The sequence below is a fragment of the Acinetobacter sp. GG23 genome, assembly GCF_057766365.1.
On sequence record NZ_JBYMDJ010000006.1, the window covers coordinates 72,537 to 89,710 of the forward strand.

Sequence of the window (17,174 nt, forward strand, 5' to 3'; positions counted from 1 at the left end):
GCTTTGAAGACTCGAGCGTAGACAAATTTAATAAATTCCCCTAAAAATTCAAGCATTTCTTTTCAATAAATCTTAAATTATGGCTGAATTAAGAAATGAGTGCATAATATTTATGCACTCATTTTCTCATCAGTGAATTTCTTTTAACAAACTCGCCAGCAAATCGGAAATAAACTGAATTCTTTTTTGATAATCTTCAAGCATCACCATGATTTTTAAACGTTGACCACCCTCCATACGGAAAAAAGTCGGATGTTTTTGCATCATTTGAATAATACTGATTGCCTGTACCGGGGTATCGGGTGAAAACTCAATGTGACCGCCGTGTGAACTGATATCAACCTTGGTAATCCCCAACTGCTCTGCTTTTAAACGGAGTTGATGCACAGCAAATAACTGCTTCACAGGTTGTGGAGGCACACCAAAACGGTCAATCAACTCCATACGGATATTATCGAGTTTTTCCTGATTGTCGGTATTACTGATACGTTTATAGAACATCAGACGTTGGTGCACATCGCCTAAATACTCATCCGGAATTAAGGCTGGCATATGTAGATTAATTTCAGCCGTTAATGATAACGGTGCATCAAAATTCGGTGTTTTACCTTTTTGAATGGCTTTAGTCGCTTTTTCAAGCATTTCCATATACAAGCTATAACCGATCGCGTGCATCGAACCACTTTGTTGCTCACCTAGAAGTTCACCCGCGCCACGAATCTCCAAATCCTCAGTGGCTAACATAAAACCGGCACCTAAATTCGATGCACGCTGAATGGCATCCAGACGTTTTTCAGCATCTCCCTTCAAACCTTTAATTGAAGGGACTAATAGATATGCATAGGCTTGATGGTGTGAACGCCCGACACGACCACGTAATTGATGTAACTGTGCAAGACCCAGTTTGTCTGCACGCTCAATCAAAATGGTGTTGGCATTTGGCACATCAATCCCAGTCTCAATGATGGTTGAACAGACCAAGACATTATATTCTTTATGATAGAACTGCTGCATCACCTGCTCCAGTTCACGCTCGCGCATTTGTCCGTGCGCAACCGCGACACGTGCTTCAGGAACCAGCTCGCGAACACTGGCTGCAGCGCGTTCAATACTGTCGACTTCATTATGTAAAAAGTAAACCTGCCCACCACGAAGCAATTCACGCAAAATAGCTTCTTTAATGGATTCACTGGTTTGCTCTTGCACAAAAGTTTTGACTGCCAAACGACGGGCCGGTGGCGTGGCAATAATAGATAAATCACGCATACCGCTAAATGCCATATTTAAGGTGCGCGGGATTGGAGTTGCAGTCAGGGTCAGCATATCGACATCGGCGCGCATGGCTTTAATCCGTTCTTTATCGCGTACCCCAAAGCGATGCTCTTCATCGACAATCATCAGGCCCAAGTTTTTAAACTGGATACTTTCCTGCAAGATTTTATGCGTTCCAATCACAATATCGACTTTGCCATTGGCTAAATCTTCGGTAATTTTCAAATGGGTTTTATTGGAACCAAAACGTGAAAGCACTTCAATCCGAATCGGCCAATCGGCAAAACGGTCTTTAAAGGATTCATAATGCTGCTGTGCCAGCAAAGTTGTAGGCACCAACACCGCAACTTGCTTATTATTTTGTACTGCTAAAAATGCCGCTCGCATCGCGACTTCAGTCTTGCCAAAACCAACATCACCACAGACCAGACGATCCATCGGTTTGGCCAGCTGCATATCATGCAATGTCGCTTCAATCGCATTGGCTTGATCTAGAGTTTCCTCATAAGCAAAGCCGCTGGCAAACTGCATATATGGGCTTTGCTCAAGTTCAAAACTAAACCCGGGTTTGGACTGGCGACGTGCCTGAATATGTAATAACTCAGCAGCAACGTCGTGAATTTGTTCCAAGGCTTTACGTTTTGCCTTGTTCCAGGCATCGGTACCTAATTTATGTAAAGGTGCTAAATCTGGATCGCCACCACTATAACGGCTGATTAAATGCAAATTGGTGACAGGTACATAGACTTTTGCAGCATCGGCATAATCCAGCTGTAAAAATTCATGATCTTGGTCATCAATAGTTAAAGTGACCAAACCCGCATAACGCCCCACACCATAATCAATATGCACCACCGGTGCACCAATACTCAGCTCGGTTAAACTGCGGATTAAAAACTCTTCTGAAACTTCTTGCTGGCGTTTACGACGGCGCTGGACTACCCGATGTTCATAAAGCTGATTTTCAGAAATCACCGTGAGGTGATTCGGTATCACTAGACCACGATCAAGAGGTGCGCTGGTAATCGCGATAGCATGGAGTGATTTTCTAAAATCTGCAAAATTTTCAACGTTGGGAATATCACCCAAAGTCGGACGCAACGCATCTTTTAAGGTTTCACGGCGTCCGGCACTTTCAGCGACTAACAGTACCGGATGATTGGCTGTATCAATATATTTTTTAACCGCGGAAAACGGTTTTTCTTGTTTTGGATCTACGGGTAAACGTGGGGGCAATTCGGTATTAAGATTAAGCACCCCAGTTTTATCTACAAACTCTTCTGAAGATGCAATGATTCTGGCAAAGTGATTCAGTTGTTCCAAAACCTGATTTGGTTGCAGGAATATTTCTTCTGGCGGCAAAATGGGATGATCAATATTATGGCGACGATCTTCATAACGTCGAACCACATCCTTCCAAAAACTGGTTAAATTTTCGTCCAGATGTTTATCTGTAATGACAATGCCATTCTTAGGTAAGTACGCCATCAGGGTACTTTGTGTTTGCATCGCTTCTTTGCTAAAGAATAAAGGGAAATAAAACTCCAGCCCTGGAGAAGCAATTCCTTCTAGGACATCTTGATATACCGGATTTTTCTTAGGATTTGCGTTCGGAAAACTCTCTGCATAACGGTCACGGAAAGTCACACGCCCTTCTTTGAGTGGAAATTCTTTGGCAGGCAATACCGAAAACTGTTGCAAATTTTGCGTGGTTCTTTGGGTTTCAGGGTCAAAGAATTTTAAGCTTTCAATTTCATCATCAAACAAATCGATACGGATCGGTGAATTTTGCCCGGATGCATAAATATCCATAATGCTGCCGCGTACCGCAAACTCACCATGATCGTAAACCGTATCGACCAGATGATAACCCGCCTGAATCAAGCGCAGTTTTTGTTGTTCCAGTTCAAACTTTTGACCCACTTTAATATCGAAATGTTCACCCAACACCCAAGAAGTTGGCGCAACACGCTGTACCAAAGTCGATGCAGATAAAAGCAATACGCCTTGCTTTGTCATATTCGATAAAATTGAAAGACGCTCTGACACGATATCTTGATGGGGCGATAAACGGTCATAGGGCAAAATTTCCCAATCCGGGAAAATGGTCGGTTTTATGCCGTAAAACTCTAATTCACTTTCCAACTGACCCAAGTGCTGATTATTTTTGGCAACAATAATGAACAATTGCTTATTTTGCGTGGCAATTTCTTTGAACAATAAAGATGCAGATGAGCCTTGTAAATTACCGACCCAGCGTTTTTCACCTGCTTTTAATTGCTGCAGATTTAATTGGGAGATTTCTTGTTGGAACATGTATATAGCTTTTGGTCTAAATGACATGAGCAGTATATTAGCATGGGTTTTTTCCCGGTTGAGTTATTTTTATATGCAACCGATTTTTCCATCTAAATCCTTTTAGATAGGATGTCTTTAGACCCTATTTTCCAATCATTTTTCGCGTAAGAAATTACGATAATACTGATTCAGCTTTTGAATGATCTGCTTTAATTGCAACAGGTTTTCTTCGGTGTTACCTAATCGTGCTACAAAACGCTGGCTGACAATTTCCAGATCAATTTTTTCATTGATAATCATGGCAGCGGAATATAAAGCTTTTAAATCGTCAAACTGGGTTAATTTTCGATTGGAGAAATACGACAGCCGTTCTGACAGTTCATTAACCACAACACCATCGACGATATAGCCCTGTTCTGGATGGAACCGGATATCATTTTCTTCTAGAAAAAGTTGTTCAGCAGATGGCTTGGAACTTTTAAACAGTTTTGAACCTGTAAATAGTCCAGCGAGTTTATTCAACATAAGCATTACAATGATTAAAAAATCATGACTATTTTAACCCTGCGCTGCTTTATCTTCAGCATTATTTTTCATAAAAAAGGCAGCGATTTTAACCTGCTGCCTTTTTGCTCATCTGGCGGTTAAATTTTTGCACAGAGCGCATTAACTCACTTGTGCGAAAAGCTCATGTTGTGCGGTCACTTCTGAAACCAGATTGCTAAAGGCAAAGATTTCATCTAACTGTTCTTGGGTCAGTAATTCCTGCTCTAAGACGACCTGCTGAATGGTCTTGTTTTCCGCAATACATTGCTTGCCAATTTCATCACATTTGGCATGTCCTAAAATTGGATCGAGTAAAGTCACAATACCCACACTTCGCATTACTGCGTCATAACACACCTGCTCATTAGCTTGAATGCCCTGAATACATTTGTGATCCAAACTCGAAATGGCTTGTGTCAACAATTCAATCGATTCATTAATTGCAATCGCGATGACCGGTTCCATCACGTTTAACTGTAATTGCCCGGCTTCTGCAGCCATGGTTACCGTTAAATCATTCCCTATCACTCTATAAGCAATCTGATTCACCACTTCAGGAATGACCGGATTGATTTTGGCAGGCATAATTGATGAGCCGGCTTGCAATTCAGGTAAGCGAATTTCGGCTAAACCGGTACGTGGACCCGAACTCAACAAGCGCAAGTCGTTACAGATTTTTGAAAGTTTCACTGCAAGTCGTTTAAGCGTACTCGATAAAGTAATAAAGACGCCACAATCACTGGTGGCTTCCACATAGTCTTCCGCCCCAATTAAGTTGAGTCCGGTAATTTTATGCAAAGACTGGATGACTTCATTCGCATAGCCTTTCGGGGTATTCACTCCCGTCTCAATAGCGGTAGCACCCAAATTCACTTCCAGTAAAAGTTCGCGGGTACGCTGAATTAAACGGATATCTTCTTTTAATAAGGTTGCAAAAGCACGAAACTCTTGTCCCAAAGTCATCGGAACTGCATCCTGTAATTGGGTGCGGCCCATTTTTAAAACATACTGAAACTCTGCAACCTTTATATGTAGAGTATCAATCAGCTTTTGAGTCTGGGTTAAAAGATCATCTAAACTATAATAAGTCGCTAAACGTAAAGCCGTAGGGTACACATCATTGGTCGACTGCGATTTATTGACATGATCATTCGGGTGAATATGATCATATTGCCCCTTATGAAAACCCAAATGCTCTAATGCAATATTGGCCAGTACTTCATTGGTATTCATATTAATAGAGGTACCTGCTCCGCCTTGATAAACATCTAAAGGAAAAGCATGACTCCATTTCTCTGGAGATTCGATTAATTCATTACACGCAAACTGAATCGCGTGGCTGACTTGTTCAGAAATCTTGCTAAATTTTAAATTGGTTTGTGCCGAAGCTTTTTTAACCTGTGCCAAAGCACGAATAAAATGATGATGATTTCCGACTTTCTGATTAGAGATTTGAAAATTCTCTAAAGCACGTAAAGTATGAATGCCGTAATAACATGCTGTGGGAACTTTCCTTTGCTCCCAACAAATCACGTTCTATTCTTGTATTATCCAGTTGAACCATAGACACTTTAAATATACTCACATTTATGCACCACAATTGTGCAATTAAAAAAAATATTAAACCTTTGCTCTATTTTAAATATTGTAAAAAGATATTTATTTGGCAATACTCTATGAGCAAACACATCGACTTTGTAGCTAGCGTAAGGGCTTGTAACTACCTTTCCCGCTTTCAATTTTTCTCATCAAAAAATTAAGTTCAAGAATCTTTAACGCCGATCTTCAATTCACATTCAGCCTTTAAATTGACCTTATTAATGATATTAAGCACCCTACTTATAATTGATTAATTTTCTTAATTTTTTATTAATTGTATCTAAAAATACATTCCGCTACACAATATGCTAATAAATCCCCTCGAAATGTAACAGAACGTAATTTCAATTTTATGTTTGAATCAGCGCCTTACAGGACCAGTATAAAAATTCATCTCGGATAGATGAATGCATAAGGACAGAAGGATGAGCACATGAGTCAACTGAACCCGACATTAATCACATTTATTTTTTATATCATCGCTATGGTCGGAATTGGGCTATATGCCTATAAGGCGACCACCGACTTTTCAGATTATATTTTGGGTGGGCGTAGTCTAGGGAGTGTTGTTACTGCACTTTCAGCAGGTGCATCCGATATGAGTGGCTGGCTGCTCATGGGCCTGCCCGGAGCAATTTATCTGTCAGGCTTATCGGAAGCGTGGATTGCCATTGGTTTGATTATCGGTGCATGGCTGAATTGGCTGCTGGTTGCAGGTCGCTTACGTGTGCATACCGAAGTTCAAAATAATGCGTTAACCCTACCGGATTATTTCACCAGTCGTTTTGCGGATCGTAAACGTGTGCTGCGGATTATTTCAGCTCTCGTAATTCTGGTCTTTTTCTCGATTTATTGTGCTTCTGGCATGGTTGCAGGTGCTCGATTATTTGAAAGTATTTTTGGTATGACTTACACCACTGCGCTTTGGATCAGTGCCATTGCGACCATTAGCTATGTGTGTATCGGTGGCTTTCTTGCAATTAGCTGGACCGATACTTTTCAAGCTGGATTGATGATTTTCGCCTTAATTTTAACCCCGATTATGGCTTATCTCGCACTGGGTGATCACAGTCAACATTTTGCAACCGTGATTGAAACTGCTCGACCACACGCCAGCAATATGCTTTCAGGTTTAAGTACCGTTGCGATTTTATCTTCTCTAGCTTGGGGCTTAGGCTATTTTGGTCAGCCGCATATACTGGTGCGTTTTATGGCAGCCGATTCTGTGAAGACGATTCCTGCTGCACGTCGTATTGGCATGAGCTGGATGATTATGTGCTTAGCGGGTGCGATTGGTGCAGGCTATATCGGGATTGCCTATTTCCAGCAACACCCCGAATTATCTTCAGTCGTTTCGCAAAATCCAGAAACGATCTTTATGGAACTGACTAAAATTCTGTTTAACCCATGGATTGCCGGTATTATTTTGGCTGCCATTTTAGCCGCAGTAATGAGTACGCTGAGTTGTCAGCTTTTGGTCTGTTCAAGTACCTTGACTGAAGATTTATATAAATCATTTCTACGCAAAAATGCGTCACAAAAGGAATTGGTCTGGGTAGGACGCCTGATGGTTTTAGCGATTGCTGTTCTTGCTATTGCACTTGCAAGCAACCCGAACAGTAAAGTGCTTGGTCTTGTTGCGTATGCATGGGCAGGTTTTGGTGCTGCTTTTGGCCCGCTGATTATCCTGTCCTTATTCTGGAAACGTATGACCTTAAACGGCGCGATTGCTGGAATTATTATCGGTGCTTTAACAGTTATTTTGTGGAAGAACACCCTGGCCAATACGGGACTTTATGAGATTATTCCGGGCTTTATTCTGTCATTCGTGGGCATTGTTGTGGTGAGTTTGCTTGAAAAAATGCCTTCTCAGGAAGTATTGCAACGTTTTGAACAGGCGGATGATTTGTATAAAAAAGAAATGGCTGAGTTAAAAAATGGAATACCGGCTCAAACTGAAAATTCCTAATAAAACTCAGATGATTTCTACTTGAGTTTTATTGAAAGATAAGGGGCTTAAGCCCCTTTTTACTGCTTCTATTTTTGTCCTTTACTTCTAAGATGAATTTTTGAGCTTTCTTTAATCACTTCCATCACCGGATAGCTTCGTGTTTCTTTTACTCCCGGCAATTGCCAGAGCACTTGTCCCGAAATTCTGCGGAACTCTTCCATATTGGCACAGCGAATTTTCACCACGAAATCGAAACCGCCGCTAATCATATGGCATTCCACAATTTCAGGATATTGCATGATCGCCTCAGAAAATTCCTCCAATACATTAGGTGTGGTTTTATCCAGTAAAATTTCCACAAACACCACAAAACTGGCATTCAGCATGTCAGGATTCAACTTGGCTTCATAGCCTAAAATAAAACCATCTTTGGCTAACTTCTGTACCCGTGCCAGCGCCGCAGTGGCTGATAAATTCACCGCTTCAGCGATTTTGATATTTGAAATTCGTCCATCATTTTGCAGAATATCTAAAATTTTGATATCTGTTCTGTCCAATGTAAAAATCGGGCTTGTCATCTGAATTATTCTCTAAAATGAATAAAAATTATAGTGAGTTATTCGGCATCCTTTCTGTAATCATAAATTATATAAGGTATTTGACTCAACAAAAAAATTGGCAGTCACAGGACGTTGGCATGAATATGATGGATACAGAAACCCGCCTCAATCTGGCGAAACCTCACTTTGAATATATTACTGAATTCAAAGAAAAGAATGATTATGAAGTTGAGGTTAATACTGCCTGGCGCCGTGCGGAACCTGAGTGTGTTGAAAACCTGCTTGAACATAGCCAGATTTCTGAACAATTGAACCAGCGTATTTATGACTTGGCGTTCAATCTTGCCCATACCCTGCGTGAACGTAAAAGCTCGAATGGTAAAGCGGGAATCGTTCAGGGTTTATTGCAAGAATTTTCATTATCCTCTCAAGAAGGCATTGCCCTGATGTGTCTGGCTGAAGCCTTGCTTCGTATTCCGGACAGTGCCACCCGTGACCTGCTGATTCGCGACAAAATTAATCAGGGCAACTGGAAAGAGCATGTCGGACAAAGTAGCCTGATGTTTGTCAACGCCGCAGCTTGGGGTCTCATGCTGACTGGCAAACTAATGGAAACACCGAAACAAAAAAGTTTATCCAGTGTACTGACCGGGCTTTTGGCATGTAGTGGTCGCGGCATTATCCGTAAAGCGGTAGATGTGGCAATGCGGATGATGGGTGAACAGTTTGTTACTGGTGAAACCATTCAAGAAGCGCTAGAACATGCAGAACCTCTGGAAGACAAAGGCTTTCGATATTCTTATGACATGCTCGGTGAAGCGGCACTCACAGAACATGATGCTGAACGTTATTATCAAGATTATAGCAATGCGATTCATGCCATCGGTCAAGCATCTAAAGACAAAGATGTTTATGACGGCCCTGGTATTTCGATCAAGCTTTCTGCCCTGCATCCGCGCTATCAGCGTGCACAAATCAGCCGCGTACATGGCGAGCTGTATCCTAAAGTTCTGCAATTGGCAGAACTGGCGAAACACTACAATATTGGTTTAAACATTGATGCCGAAGAATCTGAACGTCTGGAAATTTCTTTAGAATTATTAGAGCGCCTGTGTTTTGAGCCGAGTCTTGGCGACTGGAAAGGCATCGGCTTTGTGATTCAGGCCTATCAAAAACGTTGTTTCAACGTAGTTAATTACGTGGTGGATTTAGCAAAACGCAGTCAAAAACGTTTGATGATTCGTCTGGTGAAAGGTGCTTACTGGGATAGCGAAATCAAGAAAGCTCAAATTGATGGCATGACTGACTATCCGGTATTTACCCGTAAAGTGCATACTGATCTATCTTATATTGCCTGTGCCAAAAAACTCCTGGCTGCCCCACAGCAGATTTATCCCCAGTTTGCAACGCACAATGCCCAAACCCTTGCCACCATTTACCATCTGGCCGATCCAAATCAATATTACAGCGGTCAATATGAGTTCCAGTGTCTGCATGGCATGGGTGAACCACTCTACGAACAAGTGGTTGGCGATAAAACAGATAACAAACTGGGTGTGCCTTGCCGTATTTACGCACCAGTCGGCAATCATGAAACGCTACTGGCGTATCTGGTACGACGTTTACTGGAAAACGGCGCCAATACCTCTTTCGTGAATCGTATTGCAGATAAAACCCTAAAAATTGAAGATCTGATTGAAAATCCACATTCAGAAATTTTGAAAAATGCAGCCAAAGAATCACAGCTTGGTCAAAAGCATCCGGCTATTCCTCTCGCACCCAATTTATACGGCGATACTCGTCCAAACTCAGCCGGTTTAGATTTAGCCAATGACCATGAGTTAATGCTGCTGAATCAAACTGCACAAGATTTCAGTCAGCAACAATGGCAAGCGCAGGCTTTGGGTAAAAACCTCAGTAACGAAAATAATCTGACTGATGAACATTTAGAACTCATCACCATTTTAAATCCTGCAAATCACTCCGATGTTGTGGGTCATGTGCGAGAAGCGAGCTCTGTACAAGTCAATCTGGCATTAGATAATGCAGTCGGCGCCCAAGCTGAATGGACAAATACGCCAAAAAATATACGTGCCGCTTGTTTGCAACGCGCTGCAGATATTATGCAATCGCGTTTACAAGAATTGATGATTCTATTGTGCCGTGAAAGCGGTAAAACCTATGCCAATGCCATTGCAGAAGTTCGTGAAGCTGTCGACTTTCTGCGTTATTATGCTGCACAAATGATTGATCTGGATCAGGATGTATTGATTCAACCACTCGGCCCCGTGTTATGTATTAGCCCATGGAATTTCCCCTTGGCTATTTTCACAGGACAAATTTCAGCGGCGCTGGTTGCCGGAAATACCGTACTTGCAAAACCGGCTGAGCAAACACCGTTGATTGCTGCACAAGCGATTCAAATCTTATGGCAAGCCGGTATTTCTCAAGATGTTTTGCAACTGCTTCCCGGACAAGGTGAAACCGTCGGTGCGCAATTAAGTGGAGATGCGCGTATTCAGGGGATCATGTTTACTGGTTCAACCGATGTGGCCAAAATCTTGCAAAAGACCCTTGCGCAAAGACTGAGTCAATCTGGTCAACCTATTCCTTTAATTGCGGAAACCGGCGGTCAAAATGCCATGATTGTGGACTCGTCCGCATTAACCGAACAGGTCATTCTGGATGTGGTGAGCTCGGCTTATGACAGTGCCGGTCAGCGCTGTTCAGCTTTACGTGTACTCTGCGTCCAAGAAGACAATGCCGATAGTGTCATCAATATGCTCAAAGGCGCGATGCAACAACTGCGGGTGGGTAATCCGTTCCTGTTAAAAACTGATATTGGTCCGGTGATTGATCTTGAGGCACAAAGCAATATTCAAAAACATATTGATCAAATGCACAGTAAAGGTCATCACGTTCATCAGCTGATGTTGAATGCGGCACAAGATCCATCCTTAAACCAAGGGACTTTCATTCCGCCCACCTTGATTGAATTGCCGAATTTAAATGATTTGCAGCGTGAAGTTTTCGGTCCAGTCTTGCATGTGATTCGTTATAAATATGGTCAATTGGAACAGTTACTTGAACAGATTAATGCCAAAGGTTATGGACTCACTATGGGACTGCATACCCGTATTGATGAAACCATTCAGACCGTGATTGCACATGCCGAAGTTGGCAACTTATACATCAACCGTAATATTGTCGGGGCCGTGGTCGGTGTTCAACCCTTCGGCGGTGAAGGCTTATCCGGTACCGGACCTAAAGCAGGCGGTCCGATTTATCTGTACCGTTTGATGCAGCACTGCTCTGCTAAAAAACTGGCAACTCCTTTCGCAACTCAATCAACAGCAACACAGCCAGCGCATCAGCCTTTATACGAGATTTTTTATACTTGGGTTGAAAAAACTTTTCCTCAATATCATCTGAAGCCTTGCCCTGCTTTTTGCTCTGGTCATCATTATGAATTGCAAGGGCCAACCGGTGAAAGTAATCAATATGTAGTACTGCCAAGAAAAGGTGTGCTGTCTTTAGCGGATCAGGAACAGGATCAGCTTCAGCAATGGGCTGCAATTTTTGCAGTCGGCAGTCAGCCTGTCGTTCTGGAAGACAATACCTTCGTGCTCAAGTATGTTTCTAAAATGCCGAAAGAAATCGCCGAGCGTTTTATGGTGATTCAAAACATTGCAACCGATGATTTTGATGCCGTACTACATCACGGCACCCAAGCACAACTGCAAAAGTTGCAAGATCAGATTGCTGTCCGCTCAGGTGCGATTATCGGCATCACCCATTTGGAACCTCTTGATTACAATATTCCTTTAGAACGATTGGTGATTGAGCGCGCGATCAGTATCAATACTGCGGCAGCAGGAGGGAATGCCAGCTTGATGACCTTAACTTAAGGCTAAATTTAAAAGCTTAATTTTATAACTCTAATGTTTTTCCTCTTTGCCAAGTCGACCGCTCCCTGGTCAGGTCGACTTGGTTTCTTTTTATACCATCTATCTAATTTACTGATTTTTAAATCAATTCACACATTAAACTTAAGATTTTTATAATTAATAAGTACGCTTTATATTTAGCCAAAATTTTGGTTGAAACGATATTTCTGCCGCTGAATGGGCAATAAGTTTAGTCATCTGATTCAAACTTTGTTACCATCCCTGTTTTCAATGTGTTCGTGATTTTTACTGCATATGACTTCAGCTTATCAGTTACAACTTGATGCCAAGATTGCACGTATTTCTGCTCAATTTGCCGAATTTAATCCCCCTTCTTTAGACGTATTTCCGTCGCCTGAACAAAACTTCCGTATGCGTGCAGAATTCCGTATTTGGCATACTGACGATGATATGTTCTATGCCATGTTTGAACGCAGTGAAGATAACCAAAAACAAGTGATTCGCATTGACGAATTTCCGATTGCAGATGCCAGCATTAATCAACTGATGCCCATTTTGCTGCAAGAACTGAAAAGCAGTCCGGTATTGTCTAAACGCTTGTTTGAAATTCATTTCCTAGCGACTTTAAAAGGCGAGATGCTGGTATCAATGATTTATCGTTGCCCACTGGATGCCGAATGGGAAAGCTTGGCCAAACAACTGGCTGAAAAACTGAATATCAAATTGATTGGTCGTAGCCGCGGTCAAAAAATGGTATTAAGCGACGAATTTGTGGTTGAAGAATTGCAGGTATTTGATCGTACTTATCAATACAAGCAAATCGAAAGTAGCTTTACCCAGCCGAATGCACAAGTCTGCCAGAAGATGCTGAAATGGGCATGCAATGCGGCTGAACAGTCAGATAAAGACTTACTGGAATTGTACTGTGGCAATGGTAACTTTACCCTGCCGCTTTCCACCAAGTTCAATCGCGTACTGGCTACTGAACTAGCTAAGTCCTCTGTCTATGCTGCTCAGTGGAATATTGAACAGAATCAGATTGATAATATTCAGGTGGCACGTCTTTCAGCTGAAGATTTCACACAAGCCTATAATGGTGAGCGTGAATTCCGCCGGTTACAGGAAGCAGAGATTGATATCTCAAGCTATGATTTCGATACCGTGTTTGTAGATCCACCACGTGCGGGTATTGATGATGAAACCTTAAAACTGATTCAACGTTTTGAGCGCATCATTTATATCTCATGTAATCCTGATACCCTAGAAGACAACTTGAAGACCTTATCAACCACGCATAAAGTGACCAAATTTGCGATGTTTGACCAGTTTCCTTATACCCATCATGTAGAATCGGGTGTATTACTGGAAAAGATTTAAACAATTTATTTCATTGTTAAGTTTGTATCTGTTGTTATTTAAATGAAGCTCAGTTGAGCTTCATTTTTATTTCATTTAAAATTAATCATTTATAACTAATTCTCAATAGTAAATCTCATAATATCGTTAAAGTTAGTGCTTATCATCGGAAAATTTAAAGTTCAAACGCTGCTTTTATCACTGATACAGGCTTGTAATATTTAGTGGATTGGATATATTTCGAACTATGTTAAGTTGTGTATGAAGGCTCTATGAGTTTTTGGCAAAAGCTGTTTTCTGCTAATCAACAGCAAAACGAACACAAGAATCAAATCTCGTGTGTCGAAAATGATTGCTCTTGTAAATCGAATGAAGAACTGATTCAAGCTTTAGCTAAAGCCACTGATGAAGATGTCATCATTGGAATTAAAAAGGTTCTAGCTTCACGAGGTTATAGCCGTAAAGAGTTAAACGAATTACAGCACCTACCCCTCCAATAGTAGAGTCTAATTTAAAGGCATTTAGTTTACTAAATGCCTTTTTATTTGCCTGTGCAAAACGTATATGCTTCGATTTTAATACTTAGAAACATACTTCTCTCTTTTCGCCTAGAAATCTCTGTTCCCCTGTATTTAAAAGTGCTTTACTCATATGTGAAAAATTATAAAAAGTAAAATAAGAATGCCTTAAAAATAAAAAATGAGCCGAATAAAAAGGAAAATATATGAAATCGTATTATCCTGGACTGGCAATATTATGCAGCCTAATCTCAAGTCATGGCATAGCCGCAGCTATAGATCAATCCGGACAATCTTTACTGCCTTTTCTCGAAGTAGGGCATTATTTTGAAGCTTCCATTACCGCTGCCGATCCCGAAGTATCGGGGCGAACTTTAGACACACGATCCGACCTGATCAATTCCGGTGTTGACGACTATTCAACAGATAATATTAGCCAAAGTTTTCAATATTATAGTGCAGCGCTTAAACTTCAATTAAAACCACAACTCTCTTTCGGCATCCTGTACGATCAGCCTTTTGGATCAGATTTAGAATATCCGGTGAAGCGTAATGCCAGTTTTTCCGATCCAGTACTGAGCCAACAAGGTACACAAATCAATGTAGATAGCCAAAATCTCAGTCTGATTTTAGGTTATCAGCCCTTCAAAAACTTTAATCTTTATGCAGGGCCGGCCTTTCAAACCATTAAAGGCCATGTTTCTCTACGCGGATTGGTGTATGCAGACTTCAATGGTTATAACGCAATTTTCAAGCAAGATGCGGCTGTCGGCTGGCTGGCTGGTTTCGCTTATCAAGTGCCTGACATGGCATTAAAAGCCGCCTTGACCTATCACTCCAAAATTGATCACAAAATCAATGTTTCCGAAAATGTGTTAGGGACACCTCTGCTTTTGGTTGATGAAAGTAAAACTAAAATTTCCACACCACAATCTATTAATCTCGATTTTCAAACTAGCATTACGGTCAGTACTTTGCTTTATTCCAATATTCGTTGGGTCAACTGGAAAGATTTTGTGATTCGTCCAGTCCAATTCGGTGCATTATCCCAACTGGCAACGACTACAATGAGTAGTGGAACTTATACCGGTGGATTTAATCTGGATGACTATCAAAAGAATCAGTGGAGCGCCACTGTGGGGGTGGCAAAACAATGGACTCCCCTATGGTCTGGTGCTTTTGATCTTGGCTGGGATTCAGGTACAGGCGATCCGGCCTCTATCTTCAATCCAACGAAGGGCTATTGGGGAGTAGGTTTAGCACTAAAATATAATCCCGAACCTGATTATTTTATTTCAGGCGGAGTGAAATACTTCTGGTTGGGAGATGTAACTACACAGAATGGAACTTATGATCTGCCTCTTCCCGTCCTTTCAGAAGCTTCAAAAGTGGGGGAGTTTAGGGAAAATCACGCCATAGGCTATGGTTTAAAAATTGGATATCACTTTTAACTGATGAATAGTCTAATTCAAAGTACAAATTTTTATATCTAGCACTTGAAGATTTATACAATAAAAATTCAGCTTAAAATCATTTAAAATAAATGAAATATAATAAAACAGTTAAAATTATAAAATACATAAATAGATAATTTTAAAACTTAAAATTTTTAGTCTTTTTGATAGTTTTGCGTATCAATATACGCAAGCATGGGGCCAAGTTTAAAAAATGAGTCTGCATGTTTTAATGGGGGGATATATGCGCTTGAAATTGAGCCATCGAGATACAATGCATTTTGCACTTTCAACTGTTGTTGAAAAAATTGTGTAAATTGATAAAAACTTACAGCAGTATTGCTAATCACAAAATAGAGCGTTTGATCTTTAATTCCTACGCCGTTACGAATTTTAAATGAGTCTGAACGCTCTAAAAATTTTGGATTAATTTTTTCATTAATCACCAGCATTGGCCCAGATTGCGTCGCATAATCTGGATTAAACTTTAGCTTTGAGTAGTCATCTGTGGTGGCGATTATGCTTTTATTCTGATTCCAGGCCAGCCCACCATTCGGCTGAATATGAAAATTACCAAACCCTTGTTTTACTGTGTTTAATTTCTGCTTTTATTGTGAGGTTTCTATATATAAACCGACTGCAGAATAATCTGAACGATACATCCCGGCATTCATGGCAAATAACAACTTTTCACAAGACCTTAATTTTTTCTGAACTGCATCAAATTTATGCAGCGGCTGATTTGTTTTGGCATCATTTAAAAATAAACGCAAGTTTTGAGACTGTTCTATCTTTACTATATCTACATTAAAAGTCCCCCTTTGCCAGTGTTTTGAGTAAACGTCTGCATGACTGGTTGGAGCCAAATTTAAAGCGAAAATTACGGTACCTTTTAAGAAAAATTGATTCTTCATTTTATCTTTCCCGAACAATCTAGCTTTAGGCTGAAAATTTTATACAAGGATGAAGTTTTTATAAAAGAAGTTTTAAGCTTAGTGAGATAGTCGACTCTTTCATAGAGAAGCAGTAAACTAGGTCAATAAAATACCTTTGCAACTTTATTGATTAAGTCTGGAATGCAACAGCAGAAAATCCGGTTTCCTTTAGGAACACACCTTATTGTTAAACACTTAGGCTATTCCCATCATGGTATTTATGCAGGGCGTGGCCGGGTCATTCATTATTCGGGTTTTGCACATTTATTCAAAAAACGTCCAATTGAAATAACATCAATAGAAAAGTTCAGTTTTGGCAAAACCATTATTGTTCAACACTATAGCAATCCCAAATTCATGGGTCGTAAAGTTGTACGGCGCATGCGTTCTCGTATGAACGAAAACAACTATCATCTGATTATTAATAATTGCGAACATTTATGCACCTGGGCCATTACCGGTATTGAAAGCAGTCCACAAGTCATTCGCATGATGAACCGCCTGACCACAATTGGCTATGTCAGCTCAATCATGAGTTATATGAATAGCATGTTGCTGACCATCACCACCACCTGTTTCGCTTTGGTGTTATACATCAAGAAAAAATTACGTGATAAAGCAAAAAAACGTCTGCCGCCCTCTTTACTATTAAAAGAACCTGAACAGAAAAATCCTTAATTTTGAATTCAACCACTATTTATAAAAGATAAAAAAAAGCCCCATATCAATGGGGCGTGAAAGAATTGAAGAGATGTACTGCTCAACTCGTGTTATTCA

Annotated in this window: 9 protein-coding genes and 2 pseudogenes; 6 read left to right on the top strand and 5 right to left on the bottom strand. The window is 40.7% G+C overall.

The genetic code is table 11. The features are described 5' to 3' along the window. Positions 1-129: 129 nt before the first annotated feature. From mfd to aspA, 3 genes and pseudogenes are all read right to left on the bottom strand, one after another. Positions 130-3,588, bottom strand: coding sequence for a transcription-repair coupling factor (gene mfd / locus AC3CAU_RS11010; protein ID WP_447052918.1), 3,459 nt, complete (start codon positions 3,586-3,588; stop codon positions 130-132). 135 nt (positions 3,589-3,723) lie between these two features. Then, positions 3,724-4,095, bottom strand: coding sequence for a hypothetical protein (locus tag AC3CAU_RS11015; protein ID WP_447052917.1), 372 nt, complete (start codon positions 4,093-4,095; stop codon positions 3,724-3,726). A 141-nt stretch (positions 4,096-4,236) separates the two neighbouring features. Further along, positions 4,237-5,680, bottom strand: a pseudogene (aspA, locus tag AC3CAU_RS11020) (aspartate ammonia-lyase). 468 nt (positions 5,681-6,148) lie between these two features. Here aspA and putP point away from each other — a divergent pair. Continuing rightward, positions 6,149-7,684 carry a sodium/proline symporter PutP gene (gene putP / locus AC3CAU_RS11025; protein WP_131214404.1) on the top strand — a complete coding sequence of 512 codons (1,536 nt, stop codon included), beginning with the start codon at positions 6,149-6,151 and terminating at the stop codon, positions 7,682-7,684. Positions 7,685-7,752: 68 nt separating this feature from the next. On the opposite strand, the gene AC3CAU_RS11030 is transcribed toward putP, so the two are convergent. Then, on the bottom strand, positions 7,753-8,244 hold the full coding sequence (locus tag AC3CAU_RS11030) for an Lrp/AsnC ligand binding domain-containing protein (RefSeq protein WP_131214405.1): 492 nt from the start codon (positions 8,242-8,244) through the stop codon (positions 7,753-7,755). 119 nt (positions 8,245-8,363) lie between these two features. On the opposite strand from AC3CAU_RS11030, the gene putA reads away from it, so the two are divergent. From putA to AC3CAU_RS11050, 4 genes are all read left to right on the top strand, one after another. After that, positions 8,364-12,134, top strand: a complete 3,771-nt coding sequence (putA, locus tag AC3CAU_RS11035; protein WP_447052916.1) for a trifunctional transcriptional regulator/proline dehydrogenase/L-glutamate gamma-semialdehyde dehydrogenase — start codon at positions 8,364-8,366, stop codon at positions 12,132-12,134. Positions 12,135-12,428: 294 nt separating this feature from the next. Continuing rightward, on the top strand, positions 12,429-13,511 hold the full coding sequence (trmA, locus tag AC3CAU_RS11040; protein ID WP_447052915.1) for a tRNA (uridine(54)-C5)-methyltransferase TrmA: 1,083 nt from the start codon (positions 12,429-12,431) through the stop codon (positions 13,509-13,511). 251 nt (positions 13,512-13,762) lie between these two features. Further along, a complete protein-coding gene (locus tag AC3CAU_RS11045) occupies positions 13,763-13,990 on the top strand; it encodes a hypothetical protein (RefSeq protein ID WP_131214408.1) in 228 nt (75 codons plus the stop codon). Positions 13,991-14,214: 224 nt separating this feature from the next. Continuing rightward, positions 14,215-15,459, top strand: a complete 1,245-nt coding sequence (locus AC3CAU_RS11050; protein ID WP_131214409.1) for an outer membrane protein transport protein — start codon at positions 14,215-14,217, stop codon at positions 15,457-15,459. Between the two features lie 158 nt (positions 15,460-15,617). Here AC3CAU_RS11050 and AC3CAU_RS11055 read toward each other — a convergent pair. Continuing rightward, positions 15,618-16,376, bottom strand: a pseudogene (locus AC3CAU_RS11055) (phosphodiester glycosidase family protein). Between the two features lie 162 nt (positions 16,377-16,538). Between AC3CAU_RS11055 and AC3CAU_RS11060 the strand changes: the two are divergent. Further along, positions 16,539-17,075 (top strand): lecithin retinol acyltransferase family protein, encoded by a 537-nt coding sequence (locus AC3CAU_RS11060; protein ID WP_131214412.1) that lies wholly within the window; start codon positions 16,539-16,541, stop codon positions 17,073-17,075. Positions 17,076-17,174: the final 99 nt, after the last annotated feature.